General features: G+C 66.4%; 17 protein-coding genes. 9 read left to right on the forward strand and 8 right to left on the reverse strand.

Annotated elements, in window-relative coordinates:
• Positions 1-200: 200 nt before the first annotated feature.
• Both MKW15_RS04210 and MKW15_RS04215 read right to left on the reverse strand, forming a co-directional pair.
• Complete coding sequence (locus MKW15_RS04210) at positions 201-977, reverse strand: class I SAM-dependent methyltransferase (protein WP_240856330.1); 777 nt, start codon at positions 975-977, stop codon at positions 201-203.
• Between the two features lie 206 nt (positions 978-1,183).
• Complete coding sequence (locus tag MKW15_RS04215) at positions 1,184-1,720, reverse strand: hypothetical protein (RefSeq protein ID WP_240856528.1); 537 nt, start codon at positions 1,718-1,720, stop codon at positions 1,184-1,186.
• Between the two features lie 145 nt (positions 1,721-1,865).
• On the opposite strand from MKW15_RS04215, the gene MKW15_RS04220 reads away from it, so the two are divergent.
• Complete coding sequence (locus MKW15_RS04220) at positions 1,866-2,405, forward strand: hypothetical protein (protein ID WP_240856529.1); 540 nt, start codon at positions 1,866-1,868, stop codon at positions 2,403-2,405.
• 19 nt (positions 2,406-2,424) lie between these two features.
• Here the strand turns inward: MKW15_RS04220 and MKW15_RS24355 are convergent, their stop codons facing one another.
• From MKW15_RS24355 to MKW15_RS04235, 3 genes are all read right to left on the reverse strand, one after another.
• Positions 2,425-2,907, reverse strand: a complete 483-nt coding sequence (locus MKW15_RS24355) for a hypothetical protein (protein ID WP_276614608.1) — start codon at positions 2,905-2,907, stop codon at positions 2,425-2,427.
• A gap of 143 nt (positions 2,908-3,050) precedes the next feature.
• Entirely contained in the window at positions 3,051-4,766 is a 1,716-nt protein-coding gene (gene pgi, locus MKW15_RS04230) for a glucose-6-phosphate isomerase (RefSeq protein ID WP_240856331.1), read from the reverse strand.
• A gap of 78 nt (positions 4,767-4,844) precedes the next feature.
• A complete protein-coding gene (locus MKW15_RS04235) occupies positions 4,845-5,177 on the reverse strand; it encodes a chorismate mutase (protein WP_240856332.1) in 333 nt (110 codons plus the stop codon).
• Positions 5,178-5,253: 76 nt separating this feature from the next.
• On the opposite strand from MKW15_RS04235, the gene MKW15_RS04240 reads away from it, so the two are divergent.
• Positions 5,254-7,098 carry a hypothetical protein gene (locus MKW15_RS04240; RefSeq protein WP_240856333.1) on the forward strand — a complete coding sequence of 615 codons (1,845 nt, stop codon included), beginning with the start codon at positions 5,254-5,256 and terminating at the stop codon, positions 7,096-7,098.
• Positions 7,099-7,119: 21 nt separating this feature from the next.
• On the opposite strand, the gene MKW15_RS04245 is transcribed toward MKW15_RS04240, so the two are convergent.
• On the reverse strand, positions 7,120-8,682 hold the full coding sequence (locus MKW15_RS04245) for a hypothetical protein (protein ID WP_240856334.1): 1,563 nt from the start codon (positions 8,680-8,682) through the stop codon (positions 7,120-7,122).
• Between the two features lie 202 nt (positions 8,683-8,884).
• Between MKW15_RS04245 and MKW15_RS04250 the strand changes: the two genes are divergently transcribed.
• Positions 8,885-11,428 carry a UvrD-helicase domain-containing protein gene (locus MKW15_RS04250; RefSeq protein WP_240856335.1) on the forward strand — a complete coding sequence of 848 codons (2,544 nt, stop codon included), beginning with the start codon at positions 8,885-8,887 and terminating at the stop codon, positions 11,426-11,428.
• A 1,196-nt stretch (positions 11,429-12,624) separates the two neighbouring features.
• Here MKW15_RS04250 and MKW15_RS04255 read toward each other — a convergent pair.
• Positions 12,625-13,161 (reverse strand): hypothetical protein, encoded by a 537-nt coding sequence (locus tag MKW15_RS04255; RefSeq protein ID WP_240856336.1) that lies wholly within the window; start codon positions 13,159-13,161, stop codon positions 12,625-12,627.
• A 44-nt stretch (positions 13,162-13,205) separates the two neighbouring features.
• Entirely contained in the window at positions 13,206-14,312 is a 1,107-nt protein-coding gene (locus MKW15_RS04260) for a M23 family metallopeptidase (protein ID WP_240856337.1), read from the reverse strand.
• Positions 14,313-14,733: 421 nt separating this feature from the next.
• Here MKW15_RS04260 and sucC point away from each other — a divergent pair, with 421 nt between their 5' ends.
• The 6 genes from sucC (at position 14,734) to MKW15_RS04290 (ending at position 18,707) form a co-directional block, all read left to right on the forward strand.
• A complete protein-coding gene (gene sucC / locus MKW15_RS04265; protein ID WP_240856338.1) occupies positions 14,734-15,897 on the forward strand; it encodes an ADP-forming succinate--CoA ligase subunit beta in 1,164 nt (387 codons plus the stop codon).
• Between the two features lie 11 nt (positions 15,898-15,908).
• The gene (gene sucD, locus MKW15_RS04270) at positions 15,909-16,811 is read left to right on the forward strand and encodes a succinate--CoA ligase subunit alpha (protein WP_240856339.1); all 903 of its coding nucleotides are present in this window, start codon (positions 15,909-15,911) and stop codon (positions 16,809-16,811) included.
• Between the two features lie 110 nt (positions 16,812-16,921).
• Positions 16,922-17,569 (forward strand): hypothetical protein, encoded by a 648-nt coding sequence (locus MKW15_RS04275; protein WP_240856340.1) that lies wholly within the window; start codon positions 16,922-16,924, stop codon positions 17,567-17,569.
• Complete coding sequence (locus tag MKW15_RS04280; protein WP_240856341.1) at positions 17,562-18,050, forward strand: RDD family protein; 489 nt, start codon at positions 17,562-17,564, stop codon at positions 18,048-18,050. Before MKW15_RS04275 ends, MKW15_RS04280 begins: the two co-directional genes overlap by 8 nt.
• A 31-nt stretch (positions 18,051-18,081) precedes the next feature.
• Positions 18,082-18,330 (forward strand): type II toxin-antitoxin system Phd/YefM family antitoxin, encoded by a 249-nt coding sequence (locus MKW15_RS04285; protein WP_240856342.1) that lies wholly within the window; start codon positions 18,082-18,084, stop codon positions 18,328-18,330.
• Positions 18,315-18,707 carry a type II toxin-antitoxin system VapC family toxin gene (locus MKW15_RS04290; RefSeq protein ID WP_240856343.1) on the forward strand — a complete coding sequence of 131 codons (393 nt, stop codon included), beginning with the start codon at positions 18,315-18,317 and terminating at the stop codon, positions 18,705-18,707. The genes MKW15_RS04285 and MKW15_RS04290 overlap by 16 nt, the downstream gene beginning before the upstream one ends.
• Positions 18,708-18,710 lie beyond the last annotated feature (3 nt).

An 18,710-nucleotide genomic window follows, 5' to 3' on the forward strand; every position in this document is an offset into this window, starting at 1 on the left:
GTGACCAACGCTCTGACCTGCGAAATAGGGTTGCACCCGGCCCGCAAAATCTAGGGGAGGAGTTTTTTCAGCGAGGACTCGAGTCGAGTTGGAGAACGCGAGTGCTGCAGCACTCGCGTTCTCCAACTCAGCACCTGCTGTCGCCAGTGTCGGCCTCGCTTCGGTGACAGTCCACTCTTCCCACCTCCGCGATCGAGACCTCACGCAGCGGGTGGGACAGTTCCGCACCCGAACCAGGCACGGGCTTCGAGCGTGAACGGTCCGTCGGGCAGCCTCGAACGGCAGGCCTCGCGGATCTGCCCGCGGCTGTCGTCGTCCAGTCCGGCCAGATGGGAACCGGCCGGCCCGACCGCGTAGGTGAACGGCATCCAGAAGTCGTCGAAGTCGGTGTACTCGACGCTCGCGTGCAGTTCACCGTCGACGACGTAGTCGAGCCCGATCGTGGCGAGCCGATGCGCGATGTCGCCTCGGCGCACTCCCGCACGCAGACGCTCACCGACGACGTCGGGGTCGAGGTCGCGGGCGGCTGCCCAGAACGTCTCGAGCATGATCATGCCGCCCTCGGTGAGGTCCCACATACAGGCGGCGACTGGTCCTCCCGGCCGGGTGACTCGGGCCATCTCGGCCAGTCCCGCGTCCGGGTCGGTCATGAATCCGACGACGAGGCAGGAGAGTGCCGCGTCGAAGCTGTCGTCCTCCCACGGCAGCGCTTCGGCCACACCCACCCGCACGTCGGCGCCCGGATTCCTGGCACGGCACGCCTCGGCGAATTGAGGTGCCGGGTCGATCGCGGCAACCTGGCGCGGATCGCCGACACGCTCGGCCACGGTGGACGTGAGACCGCCTGGCCCGCAACCGACGTCCAGTACACACAAACCCGCCCGCACGCCGGCCGCGTCGACGAGTGCGGGCGCAAGTGTGCGGGTGTAGCGCCCCATGAAACTGTCGTAACTCTCGGCTGGAGCCGTGAACTCCATGGATCAACTCTGACCCCGTCGAGACCGGATCGTCAACCGTGCGGTGGTCTCGACACCACGCCTGGTTTCGAGACGCATCGGACTCGCTATCGCTCGCACGGTGCTCCTCAACCCAGCGGCCTGGCGGCTCGGAGTCGGCTCCGCCGGATCGAGCCGGTACCGAGCGGAGCGAGGCACCGTGTCGAGATCGACCAGCGGTGGGCAGCTCAGCTCGTCGGCGCGGGTGAACCGCTCGGCGCCACGGCGGCGGGGTTGCGCCACACCACCGGCGAGGTCTTGTAGTCGAAGGCGTCTGCGCCGGAGGTGTCGGCCCAGTAGATGACCTGCTGCAGTTTCTGCCCCGGGTCGGCGAGGGCGAGCAGGCACGTCGCATACGACTCGCCGCGCCGCATTCGTTCCGGCTTCGCGGTCGCAGTGCACGACGGCAGACCCGTGGGTGGTGGGACGGTGAGCGCTGCCGCCCGGCCGTCGGGGCTCCCGGCGATCCCGACCACGCCCGGTGCGGCTGACGGCCGATTCGCCAGCGAGGTCACCGTCACGTAGATGAAGTAGGGGACGCCGCCGTTTGTGGCGGTTTCGGGCACACCCTCGGCGGGTGTTATCCCGGTGACCGTGAACAGTGCGAGGGCGCCCGACGTGGCGAAGGCGTCGGCCGGAAGCGTGGCCGTGGCACCGAAATCGAGGCCGGTGCCGGGCGCCGTGCGCGCGGGTACGCCGCGGGACACGGTCACCGATGCCGACATGGGCACCGACGTAGGTTTGTCGCCGGCTGGGGTGTCGGAGGTTGTCGATGAGCAGGCCCCGACCGCCAACAGCATCGCCACGCTTGCCGCGATCCCGACGCGCCGCACCATCCGATCAATCCTCACGCTGCGTAAGGTTACCGAGGTGACGACCAAGCAGGGGCAAGTCGTGGCGTCGGGCGCGTTCCAGTTGTTCGGCCAGCGCAAGCGTGAACAGGTCAGTGAACTGCTGACGGACGTGTTCGGGCGTGACGATGTGGAGGCGTTGGGCGCGGATTGGCGCGGCATCGTGTACTTCACCGTCGCCGACGACGAGGAGATCTCCGACGACTCGGTGCTCGGATTCGATGCGTCGAGCGGCGATTCGGGAGAACTCGCGACGGTCGAGGAGGTGCTGGCCGCGATCCGTTCCGGGGAGATCGCCGAGGCCGTCGACGTCGCGAGTTTCGATGCATGGCGTGACGCCACCGGAACTCACACCATCGACATGGGTGCGTGCGTGCCGCCGACGCTGTACGAGTTCCTGGGTGGTAATCCGGCCGAAAGATCCACCGAGACAGAGGATCTCGTGACGTTCATCGCGGTCGCCGCCGCGCTGATGGGGCGGCTGGAGCAGCTTGGTGTCCAACCCGGCGACGAGATTCCCGACGAGGTGTTCGACGACGAGCGCTGGCGCGACGGCTGAGGCGATCAGTCTGACGCGATCAATCTGCGGTCACCTGGATGGGCGCGATCGCCAGGTGCGGGAGGTCGGGCTGCAGGCGCAGTTCCACCCTGCCGGACCCGGTGGTGACGGTGGTGCCGATGCCGTGAGTGGTGACTGACGGAATGCCGGTGCCGGCGACCCAGCCGCGGAGGGTGCCGCGAGTGCCGCGGGTGAGGTTGCGCCAGTCGACCCGGACGTCCACCCGGCACGGTGCACTGGTGCCGGAGATGCCGAGGAAACCGCCCGTTACCTGCACGTATACCTGTCCCGGGCGGTACGGCCCGGGTGCGGCGAGCATCCTGACGGTGCCCGCGCAAACCCCATCGGCCAGTGTGTACAACGGCGCCGAGGACGCTGTGCGGTTCTGCGGTTCGGCGTTGGCTGTTGTCGCAGCCAGGCCCATTCCCGTTGTGGCGGTGATGATTCCGACGGTGATGGCGATGGGGCGTCGGATTCGGCGGAGAAGATGGCGGCTACCCATGGCGGACTCCCGGTATCTGCGGTGGCGTCCGGGCCGCGATCTCGACGCCGGGTGTGACATATGCCATATCGACGACGATGGGACTGTCGTTACCCGCTAGCTGTCTCGAGCACCTCAGGGAGCGGTGGGTGGGAGCCTGCAGCTCAGGCCTCGCGGCCGCGATGCTGTCGGTACCACCGGACCAGTTCGTCGGTCGACGAGTCGTCCGCGGCGGGGGGCGCGGCGTCGGTGGTGATGACGCCCAGCAACTCCTTGGCCTGCGTCTTGCCCAACTCGACACCCCACTGATCGAACGGGTTGATTCCCCAGACGGTGCCCTCGACGAACACCTGGTGCTCGTAGAGGGCGATCAGCTGGCCGACCACCGCGGGGGTGAGCTTGGGGGCCAGGATCGACGTGGTCGGCCGGTTACCGGGCATCACCTTGTGCGCCACCACATTCGGGGCCACACCTTCGGCGGCGATCTCATCGGCGGTCTTGCCGAAGGCGAGCACCTTGGTCTGGGCGAAATAGTTGCTCATCAGCAGGTCGTGCATCGAGCCCGCGCCGTCGGGGGTCACCGGCAGGTCGTCGGTGGGTTCGGCGAAGCCGATGAAGTCCGACGGGATCATCCGCGTGCCCTGGTGCAGCAGTTGGTAGAAGGCGTGCTGGCCGTTGGTGCCGGGTTCGCCCCAGAACACCTCGCCGGTGTCGGTGGTGACGTGATGCCCTTGGGCGGTCACCGACTTGCCGTTCGACTCCATCGTGAGCTGTTGCAGATACGCGGCGAATCGGGCCATGTCGTTGGAGTAGGGGAGCACCGCGCGTGTCTGCGAGTCCCAGAAGTTCGAATACCAGAGTCCGATCAGGCCCAGGATCACCGGCGCGTTCTGTTCGAGGGGCTGCGTCCGGAAATGCTCGTCGACGACGTGGAATCCGTCGAGGAACTCGGCGAAGCGGTCCTTGCCGATGGCCGCCATCACCGACAGCCCGATCGCCGAGTCGACCGAGTAGCGTCCGCCGACCCAGTCCCAGAAGCCGAACATGTTGGCGGTGTCGATGCCGAACTTCGACACCTCGGTCGCGTTGGTGCTCACTGCGACAAAGTGTTTCGCGACCGCGTCGGCTCCGGCGCCCAGCTCTTCCAATAGCCAGCTGCGGGCCGCCGAGGCGTTGGTCAGGGTCTCCAGCGTGGTGAAGGTCTTGGAGGCGATGATGAACAGCGTGGTCTCGGCGTCGAGGTCGGCGAGGGTGCCGACGAGGTCGGCGGGGTCGACGTTCGACACGAAATGGCAGCGAATGCCGGCGTCGGCGTAGTGGCGCAGCGCCTGGTACACCATCACCGGGCCCAGGTCGGAACCGCCGATACCGATGTTGACCACGTCGGTGATCGCCTTGCCGGTGTGGCCCTTCCACTCGCCGCTGCGCAGCTTGTCGGTGAAGACGCCCATCGCGTCGAGGACCTCGTGGACGTCGGCGACCACATCCTGACCGTCGACCGTGAGCGACGCGTCGGCCGGCAGTCGCAACGCGGTGTGCAGGACGGCGCGGTCCTCAGAAGTGTTGATGTGGGCGCCGGCGAACATGTCGTCGCGGCGGTCCTCGAGCCCGACCTCGCGTGCGAGGCTGAACAGCAGTTCCAGCGTCTCCCGGAGCACACGGTGCTTGGAGTAGTCGATGTGCAGATCTCCGACGTCGACCGTCAGCTCACGGCCCCGATCGGGGTCGACGGCGAACACCTCTCGCAAATGCATCGCGTACACGTGCGGCTGATGAGCCGCGAGCGCCTGCCACGACTGGGTGGCGGTGATGTCACCATGGTCGCTTCCGGTGAACTCTCCGCTGCCTGTGAAACCGCCGCTCGACACGTCGCTGCTCATGGCTACCTACCCTATGTGTTCGGGGCGGGGGCCGCGATGCTCATCGACAGGTGTTCACGACTAGGGCACGCCCTAGGTTCACCGGCCCAGCGGTCCGCGGCCGAGTCGCAGCAGCAACATCGCCAGCGTATGGCCCTCTTGCCCAAGGTCTTTGAATCGCTCGAGTACCTTGACCTCGCGGCTGTAGACGAGTCGTGGGCCGCCCGACGCCATACGTGCTGCGCCGATCTTCTTCGACACCGCGGAGCGCCGCTTGACCGCGGCCAGGATGACGGCGTCGAGCCGGTCGATCTCGAGGCGCAGCGAGTCGATGTCGTCGGGCAGGTCGGACACCTCGGACGACAGCTCATACCGCTCGAGATCGATGGTCTGGTCGAACGGTACGGGCTGGGTGCTGCTGTCGTCGGTCACCCGCCCGATTCTGCCACGCCGGTACTCGGCACCACCGAGTGCGGCAGGTCGGAACGGACACGAGACGATAGGTGCCATGATGACCAATCGAACGGTGTCGTCGATCGCGGCGGCCCTGATCATCGCGGCATTGGTCGTTCGCGGCGCTCTGGTGGCGACGGGGAGCTTCTACTGGGACGACCTGATCCTCATCGGGCGTGCCTCGACGATGCCGATTCTGTCCTGGGACTACCTGGGTCACAGCCACGACGGCCACTTCATGCCGGCGGCCTTCCTGGTGGCAGGCCTGTCCACGGTGATCGCCCCGGTCAACTGGGTGGTACCGGCCATCACGCTCATCGTCGGGCAGGCGATCGCATCGGTGGCGGTGTGGCGCATGATCCGGATCATCGCGCCCCGCGCTGGTGCGGCGGGTCTGGCGGCCCTGACGTTCTACCTGTTCACGCCGATGACCGTGCCTGCCTTCACCTGGTGGGCGGCCGGGCTGAACACCTTGCCGATGCAGGCGGCGATGGCGTGGATCGTGGGCGACGCCGTCCTGGCCTGCCGGTCCGACGCCGACGCCGCGCAGCGCCGCCGCATCGTCGTCCGATCGTCGATCGTCTTCGTGGTCGCCCTCGCGTTCTTCGAGAAGTCGTTGTTCGTCCTACCGGTCGCGTTGGTCGCGGCCACCCTCTCGATCGCGTTCGAGGATCACCCGATCAGTCCGCTGGCGACGGCGGTGTCCCGTGCGCGCGGTCTGTGGGGAGCGCTCGCCGCGATCTTCGGAGTGTGGCTGATCGTGTTCTTCTCGGTGTCGGATGCGACGGCGGGCGTGCACTCGGCCGCACAGACCGCGCGGCTCGTGTGGCGGTCGGTGAATCGTGCGATCGTGCCTTCGCTGGTCGGTGGTCCGTGGGAATGGGACCGGTGGAATCCCAGCCCGCCCATGGGTTTCGCGTCGTGGTGGATGATCCTGGCCGGGTGGCTGGTGATCGCCGCGGTGGCGATCTGGGCGCTGCTCCGCAAGCGCGGAGCTGCGGCGATCCTCATCCTCGCCGCCGCATATGCGGTGCTCGCTCAGGTGCCGGTGATGTGGAATCGGTCGAGCGGCAACACCGCCCTGGAATTGGCGCAGACGATGCGCTATCTGCCCGACACCGCGCTGGTCTTCGCCGCGGCTCTCGCGCTGCTGATCGCGGCTCCGGCCCGCGTCAGGGCAGTGCCGGCCGACGACGAGAATCCCCGGGGTGGTCGGCACGCGAAACCCGCCGAACCGGCCGCCCCGGCGACCGGGCTCGTGGCAGTGGTCGTCCTCATCGGGCTGGCGGTGGCGTCGGCAAGCGTGTCATTGGCCGGGTTCGGGAACTCGTGGCGCGACAACCCGACCGGCGACTACCTCGACACCGCCAAACGCAGCCTGGCCGCGGGCACCGATCATCCGATGTTCGATCAGGCGCTGCCACTGGAGATCCTGCTGCCGGTGGCCTATCCGAACAACCAGATCAGCCACACCTTCGGACGGCTTCGGCAGCGACCCGATTTCGGTTCGAGCACCGACCGACTACAGGTCCTCGACACCTCGGGGCAACTCGTTGCCGGCGCGGTGACACCGCGTCGTGCCATCGCCGAGGGTCGGGGGAGTTGTGCCAGACCGGAGTTGTCGGCACCTGCCCGGCTGGCACTCGACGGCCCGCTCATCCGGTGGCGCTGGACGATCGCGCTGAGCTACTGCGCCAACCGTGCGGGCGAGGTCGAGTTCTGGCTCGACGAGGGGTCGCGGGTCAAGGCAACCGTGCAGCCAGGCCTGCACGTCATCTACGTGCAGCTCGACGGCCAGGGCTCGGCGGTCAACGTCGCGCCGCTGACCGCCGGGCTGGCGCTGCACACCGGGGCGGGTCGGGTCGGGGAGGTCGTCGAGGCGCGTTTCCTCGGCGAGTGACCCCGCCGCGTCAGGCGCCGATCAGCGGTTCGGATCGATGTAGGAGACCTCGATCTTGTCGCTCTGACCGGCTTCGCGGACCAGCGCCTCGAGGGCCACGGCGGTGCTGGGCTCCGCGACAAACCACAGGACCCGTGTGCCGTTGGCGGCCGCGACCTGCTTGGTGATCTGGTCCTTGATGGTGGTGGTGCCGGCCCAGGACGGGTCGAGTTGTCCGTTGACGACGTGGGTGGCGTAACCGGGCGCGAACATGACCAGCAGGTCGCCCAGCGGGCCGAGACCGTCGAAGAGGTAGTCGCCGCGCTGGATCACGTAGTAGCTGGGCAGACCGGTACGGGGTGACCCGTATGCGGCGGCCTCGGGCTGCTTGGAGCCGGTACGGACAAACGTGACCTGCTGCTTGGTGCGTTCCTGATTCTTGTTGATCTGGTCGTTCAACGCGTCGACCGTATTCGTGCGGAACGGCAGGTACTGCCAGGTGGGGACGCCGCGAACCGTGGTGCCCTCGCCGACGATGTTGCGGGCCACGCACGTCGCCCGGCCGGTTGCGCCGAAGTCCGCGCGGATCACCGTCGTGCACGGTGCGGCGGCCGGGCGGCCGTTGAGCGTGAAGTTGACGGTCAGGCCGTAGTTGACGTAGCCGGTGCCGGTCGCAGTCGGTGAGACGGTTCCGCTACCTGTGTAGGTGAACGGGCATGCGGCGCGTGTGCAGTTCCCGCCGGGCACAAAGGCGACTGCGCGGCTGTCCACGGTGTAGCCGGGAGCCGGCACGTTGACGAGATCGTTGACCAGCGCACGCTGGTTGGCGAACAACTTCGCCGCATCGTCGGCCGACTGCGTCGCCACGTCGAGGTCGTAGGTGGTGGTGAGTTTGTCCGACCCCTCGTCCGTGACCTCGGTGCCCTTGACATGGGTGACCACCTTGGAGCTCGGATCGAAGGTGACCTCCCACTGGCCGATCTTCACGACGTTGTCGCCGACGAAGGTGACCGGCGGGTCTGACACCGGCCAGAAGCGTGCGTCGGGCAGACCGGGATTCGGCGATGCCACCTCGATGGGGCCGAGCTTGGGTGCCTGATCGGCAGGCACGGTGCCGATGGTGCCGGCGAGGATGTCGGGCGCGAGGGTGTTTCCGACCGGCAACACGCTGGTGCGCGACGAGTCGACCCACTTGCCGGCGAGTGGCCCGAGATCCTTGCGTTCCTTCTCGTTGGAGCTCAGCACGGCGGTCCAGAAACCGGCCGGTGCGTTGACGAAGCGGCTGTTGCCGACCTGCCGGTATTCGCCTTGGTTGCCGTTCACCGAGATGGTGCCCTCGGCACTGTTGGAGATGGTCACCACCATGTTGGTGAAGTCGTACTTGATGCTCTGCCCGCCGTACTCCTGCGTCACACTGCCGGTGTATTTCGCGGCGGGACTCGAGGCCAGTTTGAACAGCACCTCGTCGAGGCTCTTCTGCGCGCGGAATGCGGCCGTCGGTTCGGCTGTCCCGGCATGACTGAACGGGATGAAGGACACCACCACCGCGATCACCGCGGCTATCGCCCCCACCGCCAGGATGACCGCCCCAGCTGCCTTCGACATGGTTGTTCCTCCTGTTGGTCCCGCGTCCCAGCGCCGAAACCACATGGCGCCGCCAGAGTCTGTCGATCCGGGCATATCGTAGCCGTCGGAGCCGACGAGACGTAGCTTGTTCGGTCGGTCGTCCGAATGCCATGTCGCCGTGGCGTGCGGCGTGCGAGTGTGTCCAGGAGATGTCGGTGCCTGCGGGTAACCTCGAATACCGATGACTGGCACTTCCTCTCTCCCGTCCGCCGACACCCGCGAGGCGCGTGCGGCAGCCCCGTCCGATCCTGCGATCGACCGTCTGCTCGACGGGTTGAATCCGCAGCAACGTGCGGCCGTACTGCACACCGGGGCGCCGCTGCTGATCGTTGCGGGCGCCGGTTCCGGCAAGACGGCGGTGCTCACCCGGCGGATCGCTTACCTACTGGCCGCGCGGGATGTCTCGCCCGGCCAGGTCCTCGCCATCACCTTCACCAACAAGGCCGCGGCGGAGATGCGGGAGCGGGTCATCGACCTGGTGGGCCCGCGGGCGACCTACATGTGGGTGTCGACGTTCCACTCGACGTGCGTGCGCATCCTGCGTGCCCAGTCCGGGCTGCTCGAGGGGATGAACTCCAACTTCTCGATCTACGACGCGGACGACTCCAAACGCCTGCTGGGCATGATCATCCGCGACCTCGAACTGGACCCCAAGAAGTTCAGCCCGCGCGGCGTGGCGGTGGTGATCTCCAACTACAAGAACGAACTCGTGGGCCCGGAGCGGGCGATCGAAGCTGCGGCCGACGACGAGCCGTCGGCGCTCAAGATCGCCGAGATCTATCGCGAGTATCAACGTCGCCTGCGCGCGGCCAACGCCTTCGACTTCGACGACCTGATCGGCGAAACCGTGGCGCTGCTGCATGCGCACCCCGAGGTCGCCGAGTACTACCGCCGCCGCTTCCGGCACGTGCTGGTCGACGAGTACCAGGACACCAACCACGCGCAGTACGTCCTGATCCGTGAGCTGGTGGGGGAGCACGTCACTTCTGGCGCCGGGAGCGCAGCGAGCGGGCCACATGGACACGGCGGGGTTCAGCCGTCGGAACTGTGTGTCGTCGGCGACGCCGATCAGTCGATCTACGCCTTCCGCGGCGCGACGATCCGCAACATCGAAGAGTTCGAGCGGGACTTCCCGAACGCGGAAACCATTCTGCTGGAACAGAACTACCGTTCCACCCAGACGATCTTGTCAGCCGCGAATGCGGTCATCGCGCGCAATGAGCATCGTCGGGACAAGCGGTTGTGGACCGACTCGGGCGACGGTGAACTGATCGTCGGCTACGTCGCGGATTCCGATCGCGACGAGTCGGTGTTCATCGCGAAGGAGATCGAGAACCTCACCGACTATTCGATCGGCGGGTCGTCGAGCCACAAGTACTCCGACATCGCGGTGTTCTACCGCACCAACACCGGCTCACGAGCGGTGGAAGAGGTCTTTGTCCGGCACGGGATCCCGTACAAGGTGGTCGGCGGCACCAAATTCTATGAGCGCAAAGAAGTTCGGGACGTGGTCGCCTACCTGCGGGTGGTCGCCAACCCGGACGACACGGTGAGTCTGCGTCGCATCCTGAACACGCCACGACGCGGAATCGGCGATCGTGCCGAGGCGTGCGTCGCGGTGCATTCGGAGAACACCGGCCGCAGTTTCTACGAGTCGCTGATCGACGCGGCCGACGGCAAGGTCGCGCTGCTCAATTCCCGTGCGGTGAAACAGATCGGCGGTTTCGTCGACCTCATCGAGGGTCTGCGTACCGACTTCCTCACCGGGTTCGGCTCGGCCGGTGACGCCGACGAGGACGTCGCCTACATCGACGCCACCGAGGAAGGCGCCGACATCGGCGAACTCATCGACGCGATCGTCGAACGCACCGGCTATCGCGCCGAACTCGAGGCGTCCAACGACCCGCAGGACGGCGCGCGTCTGGACAACCTCAACGAATTGATTTCGGTGGCACAGGAGTTCAGCCAGGACGCGGCCAAGTTGGCGGCCGGCGAGATCGACGAGGACGACGATCCGCTGGAGTCCGGCCGGGACACCGAGGGGGAGCCCGAGCCGGGGTCGCTCGCGGCGTTCCTGGAACGGGTCTCGCTGGTGGCCGACGCCGACCAGGTGCCCGACGAGGGCGAGGGTGTGGTCACGATGATGACGCTGCACACCGCCAAGGGCCTGGAATTTCCGGTGGTCTTCGTAACCGGTTGGGAGGACGGCCATTTCCCGCACATGCGCGCGATGGGTGACCCGGCCGAACTGAGTGAGGAACGACGCCTGGCCTACGTCGGCATCACCCGCGCCAAGGAGCGGCTGTACCTGACCCGCGCGATCACCCGGGCGTCCTGGGGGCAGCCGGTGTCGAATCCGGAATCCCGCTTCCTGCAGGAGATTCCGCAGCACCTACTGGACTGGCGGAAAACCGAACGGCGTCGGTCGTCGAGTGGTTTCGGCGGGTCGTCGTCGGGTGTCTTCGGCCGCGATGGTGCGTTCTCGTCGGGTGGGATGTCGGGCGGTCGTGGGCGGTCCTCGTATTCTGCCGATCCGGCTCGCGGGCGCAACAAATACGTGAATTACGAAGTGGGCGACCGCCACAACCACCCCAAGTACGGCCTGGGCAAGGTGGTCGACAAAATCGGCAGCGGCGCCACCGAACGCGTCGTCATCGACTACGGCGGCAGCGCCGGTCGGGTCACCCTACTGACCGCGGGCGGCATACCCGGCGACAAGTTGTAGGCGTCCGTCTTGCCACCGCCGGCCGAGGTGAGAGCCTCGAAGCTGCTGGTGAGCGGAAGTTTTCGCCTCGCCGGCAGGCGCTACTCGAGTCAGCGGCCCTCAGTCGGTGTTGCCGACGATCGTGGAGGCGGGAAGTGTGGGGTTAGGGCCGGTGGGCAGGATCGGGCCCATGACGGTGGTCGTCCGGGAACATCCCGGAAGCGGACGCTGACGGGCCCGACCCCAGTCACCGATTGTCGGTCGTCGCGTCCCGGCGAAGGCGACACCTTCTGCTAGAACATCGGCTGGACGGCTCAACCCTTGGCGCGGTTGTCACCCAACCCATCGCTCCGCAGACGAGTACCCACAAAGGTTGGAGTTTGACGCGGCATCCGCGCGGCCGGCACCCGCGACAACAGGAGCCGAATTGGAGAACGCGAGTGCTGCAGCACTCGCGTTCTCCAACTCAACTCGAGTTCTCGCAGGACGACGCGGGACACGGCCAGACCGAAGCCGAGGCCGCCCTGGGGTGATGTGCCATGGGTGGCCTCAGACCACACCCCTGTGCCGAGTCGGGTCAACCGTGTGCTGCAGCACACAGATTCTCCAACAGGACACAGAGTGTCAGGAGCGACTCCCCGACAGGCTGTATTTGCCCAGGTCAGAGCGGTGGTGACCTAACTCTTCGAGTCAGCGTCCCTCCGTCGGCGTTGCCGACGATCGTGGAGGTGGGAAGAGGGCCGTGGAGCGCGGCGCGGCGACGATGATCCACGAAAAATAGGGGAAGAAACTCGTCCCCTATCCCTGGAGTCCTCCCCGCGAATTTTCTCGCGGACGACTCAACAAGCAGGGGCAGAAAGTAGGGGAAGAACCTTCCCCTACTTTCAGTGGTCCGGTGGCTCGCTGACGTGGCCCGGTCGCCTGCCCTTCGAACACCTCAGGGAGCGGTGGGGGTGGTGGACGCTTATGTGCAGGTCAGAGCGCTAGTCACCGAACCCTGCGGATCAGCGGCCCAATCGCGATCGTGGAGGCGGGAAGAGTCGTCCGAAACGGCCAGATCACACGATCACATCGCCACCCCCGTCGGATATCTGTACGCCTCAGCCCGGCCACGTGCACTGTGCATTTGACTGGGCTCCCAGGTACAGATTTCCGCAGTTCAGGAGGCCGAAGACAGTACTCTTCGAATCAGGGAGCGGTGGGGTTGATCGAGCATCTCAGCGAGCGGGTCGCAGTCGTCCGCGAACAGCGGTACGCGGCTGGACCCACGCTACGGTGACCTCGCCGCCGTCGGAGAGCTCTCGCCATCGAGCGTCGAAATCGTCGAAGCGATCGAAGATCCGTTGCAGGAGTTCGGGTTTCACGTCGGCGTCTTCTGTGCGGCCGGGCCACGCGGGGTCGGGCGCGGCGAATCCGCGTTCGACCTCCCACAGCGCGAAAGTCAGGGATGCCAGGTATTCCGAGCGTTCCATGTCCTCGACCTGACCGGCAGTCGGCCGACGCGGACGGCGGGCGGCTTTGCGTCGTTCGGCGGGATCGGCGGGCCAGAACAACCCGTCGAGGCCGTTGGCGTCGTAGAGCCTGCCGAACACTCCACCCGACAGGGAAGCCTCGATCTCGACGACCATGTGGGCCGCATCGTGCGGAATGCGTGAACGACCACCCGGACCCCGGCGCGGTGCCAGCACGGGCGGCTTGTCTCGCGTAATGCGAACGTCGTACCCACCGGCACGTTTGACGAAAGACACCTCCACACGGCGATTATCGACGCCGGGGAGGCCGTGAGGCCAGTGGTTTTCTAGCCGCTGTAGGCAGGCAGACGCACGCCGTGCGCGGCGAGCCACGGTACGGGGTCGATCTTGGTGACACCCTGCTTCCACACCTCGAGGTGGAGGTGGGGGCCGGTGGAGAAGCCTTCGTTGCCGACGAGGGCGATCACGTCGCCTGCGGTCACGTGCTGGCCCTTGCGGACGAGGACGCCCGACGAGGACATGTGGCCGTACATGGTGACGGTGCCGTCGGCTGCCTTGATCTGGACCCAGTTGCCGTAACCGCTGGCGGGCTCGGCAGCGATCACGACACCGTCGGTGACCGCGTGGATCGGGGTGCCCAGCGGGCAGGCCAGGTCGATGCCGCCGTGCATGGAACCCCAGCGCATCGCGTAGAGCGAGGTGAACTGGCAGCTGCCGGAGGCGAAGTTGACGGGCTGCGCGAACATCGGGCGTCGGGCGAGTGCTTCGCGACGGGCCTCGTCGGCTGCTGCTGCGGCGCCGACGGCGAGTTGCTGCCCGAACCCGTCGGTGTCGGGGCTGGCGGTCGACGCGGCGACACCGGGCCCCAGATCGCTCGTGGCGCTCGTATCGGAGACGTTGGCGGCCGGACTGACCGAGGTGCCGTTCGGCTCGTCAGCGTTGCTCACCTGGGTGACCGCGGCGACGGTGGCGCCGGCGGCGATGGCGAAGAGGGCGGCGCGGCCACCACGCAGGGCGGTCGGCGGTGCGGCGACGCGATGCTTGCCGCCACGCTTGGTGCGCGATCCCTGCGGGTTGCTGCGGAACGGCTTGTCGTCGGTCTCGACGGCGAGGCGACCGGGGTCGTCGGAGAGGATGTCGGGGCGGGCGCCCTCGAAGTCGAGCGGCTCGTCGTATTCGTACTCGTCGAACTCGTGCTCGGGGATCAGGATGTCCTGAGTGACCTCGGAGCGGCTCGGACGGTAGTAGGGCTCCCAGGTTGCGGGGGTCCACGAGTGGTCGGTGGTGGAGTCGATGGCGGTGTCGTACTCGTCGATGGGGATGATCGTCGTCATCTCCTCGGCGGCGAAATCGTCGAGCCCCGGATACGTCGTCGTGCTTCGTGACCGGGTGCGGGCCGATCCGCGGGAATACGCTTCCGCCAAATCGTCCACCTCATCTCTTCGCTGCAGCGGATTTCGGAATAACGTTCCGTAACCCTTTTGTGACCATGTCTGGGAGCTGACGGTAACGAAATGATTGCGGCAAGTCCAACGCTGCGCGCAAGGTTCCTGCAATTATGTGAGTTGAGTCACAGAACCATTGCGATGTATGCTCTATCCTAAAGAGCCACTTCGTTACTGTGGATGTCGCTCCCTGTTGTTCTCCGACGTCAGCGATCTATTGGAGCACCCCGTCGAAACGTGTTCATCGCCGACCCCGGAATGCCGACCGAGCGAGTGATCTGTCGCACAAGCGCAGGGTGCGGTCACGATGGCCATATCCGGCAGGTTTAGAGTCCGATATGGCCCGCGTTACACACCCCCGCGGTGTTACATCCCTCTGCGCGGGCAAACCTACGAGATGGTGAGCTGAATGGATCTCTTCGAATACCAGGCGAAGGAACTGTTCGCCAAGCATGGGGTTCCCACCACACCCGGGCGGGTGACCGACACTGTCGCCGATGCACGGGCGATCGCCGAAGAAATCGGCAAGCCTGTGATGATCAAGGCTCAGGTCAAGGTTGGTGGACGTGGAAAAGCGGGCGGCGTGAAGTTCGCCGCAACCCCTGATGACGCACAGTCGCACGCCGAGAACATCTTGGGCCTTGACATCAAGGGCCATGTCGTCAAGAAGTTGCTGGTCGCCGAGGCCAGTGACATCGCGGAGGAGTACTACATCTCCTTCCTGCTCGACCGCGCCAACCGCACCTACCTGGCCATGTGCTCGGTCGAGGGCGGCGTGGAGATCGAGGTGACGGCCGAGGAGAACCCGGACGCCCTCGCGCGCGTGCCGGTCGACGCCGTCACCGGTGTGGACCTCGAATTGGCCCGCGAGATCGCCGAGAAGGGCAAGCTGCCCGCCGAGGTGCTCGACGCGGCCGCAGTGACCATTCAGAAGCTGTGGGAGGTCTTCGTCGCCGAAGACGCCACCCTGGTGGAGGTCAACCCGCTGGTCCGCACCCCCGACGATCAGATCCTCGCCCTCGACGGCAAGGTGACCCTCGACGAGAACGCCGACTTCCGCCATCCCGATCACGAGGCATTCCACGACAAGGACGCCACCGATCCGCTGGAGCTGAAGGCCAAGGAGAACGACCTCAACTACGTCAAGCTCGACGGTGAGGTCGGCATCATCGGCAATGGCGCCGGACTGGTCATGTCCACGCTCGACGTCGTCGCCTACGCGGGCGAGGCACACGGCGGCGTGAAGCCGGCCAACTTCCTCGACATCGGCGGCGGTGCGTCCGCCGAGGTGATGGCCGCCGGTCTCGACGTCATCCTGGGCGACGAGCAGGTCAAGAGCGTGTTCGTGAACGTCTTCGGTGGCATCACCGCCTGTGACGCGGTCGCCAACGGTATCGTCGGTGCACTGGGCAAGCTGGGCGACGAGGCCAACAAGCCGCTCGTGGTGCGCCTGGACGGCAACAAGGTCGACGAGGGACGCAAGATCCTGGCCGATGCGAATCACCCGCTGGTGACGCTCGCCGAGACGATGGACTCCGGCGCCGACAAGGCCGCCGAACTGGCGAGCAAGTGAGGTAACGGACAATGTCGATTTTCCTGAACAAAGACAGCAAGATCATCGTGCAGGGCATCACCGGCGGTGAGGGCACCAAGCACACCGCACTGATGCTCAAGGCGGGCTCCAACATCGTGGGCGGCGTCAACGCCCGCAAGGCCGGCACCACCGTCGCCCACACCGCCAAGGACGGCTCCGACATCGAGCTGCCCGTCTTCGGCAGTGTCTCGGAGGCCATCAAGGAGACCGGCGCAGACGTGTCGATCGCCTTCGTGCCGCCGAAGTTCGCCAAGGACGCCATCATCGAGGCCATCGACGCCGAGATCCCGCTGCTGGTGGTCATCACCGAGGGCATCCCCGTGCAGGACAGCGCCTACGCGTGGGCCTATAACGTCGAGAAGGGCACCAAGACCCGCATCATCGGGCCCAACTGCCCCGGCATCATCACTCCGGAGGAGTCGCTCGTCGGCATCACCCCGGCCAACATCACCGGCAAGGGCCCGATCGGGCTGGTGTCCAAGTCGGGCACCCTGACCTACCAGATGATGTACGAGCTGCGTGATCTCGGCTTCTCCACCGCCATCGGCATCGGCGGCGACCCGGTCATCGGCACCACCCACATCGACGCCATCGAGGCCTTCGAGAAGGACCCCGAGACCAAGGTCATCGTGATGATCGGCGAGATCGGCGGCGACGCCGAGGAGCGGGCAGCCGACTACATCAAGGCCAACGTGTCCAAGCCGGTCGTCGGCTACGTCGCGGGATTCACTGCGCCGGAAGGCAAGACGATGGGCCACGCCGGCGCCATCGTGTCCGGCAGCTCGGGCACCGCCCAGGCCAAGAAGGAGGCCCTCGAGGCGGCCGGCGTCAAGGTCGGCAAGACGCCGAGCGAGACCGCCAAGCTGGCTCGCGAGCTGTACGAAGCTCTCTGAGCTCGAAGCCTCTGGGCTGACACACAGAACTCCCACTTACACACAAGATCCCGTGTGTAAGTGGGAGTTTTCTGTGTGGCTGACCGCCTGTCGCGTGCGATAATTCGCCGATGAGCAGCGACGCGCCCCGCGAGGCGAAGATCGCCACCGGGGCCGTGGCATTGGGGCTTCGGGGCGTCGTCTCCTCCGCCGAGGCAGCGCGATCCGTCGCCCGCCAAGCCCTGCGGCTGCCGGTGATCGGCCCCTACGGTCGCCGCGGCATCGATCGTCTCGCCGCCGAGGGCGACCGCGTCATCACCGACGTCGTGCCAGTGCTCGTCGACCGCGTCCTGAGGCTCGTCGTTGCGGTGATCACGGTCGTCGTCGCCGAACTCGATCTGACGAACCTCGTGAAGGAACATGCCGATCTGAACGCCATCGCCGGCGACCTGGACATCAACGCCATCCTCGACCGCGTTGACCTCAATGCGGTGATCGCCGAGCGGGTCGACCTCAACGCCGCGGTCAAGCACGTCGACCTCGATGCCGTTGCCGGGGGACTCGACATCGACGCCATCCTCGCCCGGGTCGACCTGATCGGGCTGGCCGAGGACATCATCGAGGGCGTCGACCTGCCCGACATCATCCGCGACGCCAGCACCTCGGTCACCGCCGACGTGATGACCGATGTGCGCAGTACTTCCGAGCGGGCCGACGACGCGGTGGCCAACGCGATCGGACGTCTGCTCCGACGCAAGGTGGAGGCGCCCGATGAGTGACACCGCCGACGACGAGACGCCGGTCGTCCCGCGACACCCCGTAGCCCACGGCGTCGTGCACGACCGCGACAAGAACGCCGGCATCGTGAGCCGGGGGATCGCCGCGGGATTGGACCTCGGCGTGGTCGGCGCGATCCTGGGGGGCGGGTATCTCGGCCTGATGCTGATCCGGTTCATCCTCAGCGTGCAGAGCTTCACGTTTGCCCAACCGAACCTCTTCTTCACCGCGAGTGGTTTTCTCGCCGTGTCGGTCCTGTACCTCACCGCATGCTGGGCCGTGTCGGGCCGCACCCTCGGTTCGGTCGTGATGGGTCTGCGAGTGGTCAACTACAAGGGGGTGCGCATGCGCCCGATCGGCGCACTGCTGCGCGCCCTGATCTGTACCTTCTTCGCGATCGGATTGCTATGGGTGGCAGTCGATTCCCGACGCAGGTCGGTCGCCGACGTCATCCTGCGCACCCGGGTCATCTATTCGCGCTGAGCCGTGGTAGCACAAGTGCTACCATAGAAAAATGAACACCGTTGGACTGCGAGAATTGCGCCAAGATGCCTCGGAGTTAGTTCGGCGCGTTGAGGCCGGCGAGGAGATCACCATCACGGTCTCCGGTCGTGCGAGCGCGAAATTGGTTGCCGCAGCACCACGTACATGGCGACAGTGGGCCGACGTCGAGTCACTGTTCGCCGGCCCGGCCGATCCCGACTGGGGAGTGGATCGCGAGGCAGTAGACCACGAGATCGCAGACCCATGGGAACGGAATTGAGGGGCATCCTCGACACCAGCGTCGTGCTCGCCACCGACCTCGAACCCATCGCCGGCGAGTTGGCGTTGAGTGCGATCACGCTGGCGGAGATGCACTTTGGTGTTCTGGTGGCCAAGACGTCCGAAGTGCGTGCAGAGCGACTGCGCCGCCTGGTGCTGATCGAGAAGGCGTTCGACGCATTGCCGGTCGATGAGGCGGTGTCCGCGAGCTACGGGCGGATCGCGTCGGCGGTCGTCGAACTCGGGCGGCAGCCACGCGCGCGATCGATGGATCTTCTGATCGCGGCCACCGCGCATGCGCACGACGCGCGTCTCTACACGCGCAACCCGTCCGACTTTGCCGGGCTCGACGATCTCGTGGAGGTTGTGTCGGTCTAGGTT

This window comes from Gordonia gummivorans, from assembly GCF_022513585.1.
GTDB lineage: Bacteria > Actinomycetota > Actinomycetes > Mycobacteriales > Mycobacteriaceae > Gordonia.

Bases quoted from the DNA above. Each gene is read 5' to 3' on its own strand.
- MKW15_RS04210 (WP_240856330.1), bottom strand. From the start codon at position 977: ATGGAGTTCACGGCTCCAGCCGAGAGTTACGACAGTTTCATGGGGCGC.
- MKW15_RS04215 (WP_240856528.1), bottom strand. From the start codon at position 1,720: ATGTCGGCATCGGTGACCGTGTCCCGCGGCGTACCCGCGCGCACGGCG.
- MKW15_RS24355 (WP_276614608.1), bottom strand. From the start codon at position 2,907: ATGGGTAGCCGCCATCTTCTCCGCCGAATCCGACGCCCCATCGCCATC.
- pgi (WP_240856331.1), bottom strand. From the start codon at position 4,766: ATGAGCAGCGACGTGTCGAGCGGCGGTTTCACAGGCAGCGGAGAGTTC.
- MKW15_RS04240 (WP_240856333.1), top strand. From the start codon at position 5,254: ATGATGACCAATCGAACGGTGTCGTCGATCGCGGCGGCCCTGATCATC.
- MKW15_RS04245 (WP_240856334.1), bottom strand. From the start codon at position 8,682: ATGTCGAAGGCAGCTGGGGCGGTCATCCTGGCGGTGGGGGCGATAGCC.
- MKW15_RS04250 (WP_240856335.1), top strand. From the start codon at position 8,885: ATGACTGGCACTTCCTCTCTCCCGTCCGCCGACACCCGCGAGGCGCGT.
- sucC (WP_240856338.1), top strand. From the start codon at position 14,734: ATGGATCTCTTCGAATACCAGGCGAAGGAACTGTTCGCCAAGCATGGG.
- sucD (WP_240856339.1), top strand. From the start codon at position 15,909: ATGTCGATTTTCCTGAACAAAGACAGCAAGATCATCGTGCAGGGCATC.
- MKW15_RS04275 (WP_240856340.1), top strand. From the start codon at position 16,922: ATGAGCAGCGACGCGCCCCGCGAGGCGAAGATCGCCACCGGGGCCGTG.
- MKW15_RS04280 (WP_240856341.1), top strand. From the start codon at position 17,562: ATGAGTGACACCGCCGACGACGAGACGCCGGTCGTCCCGCGACACCCC.
- MKW15_RS04285 (WP_240856342.1), top strand. From the start codon at position 18,082: ATGAACACCGTTGGACTGCGAGAATTGCGCCAAGATGCCTCGGAGTTA.
- MKW15_RS04290 (WP_240856343.1), top strand. From the start codon at position 18,315: ATGGGAACGGAATTGAGGGGCATCCTCGACACCAGCGTCGTGCTCGCC.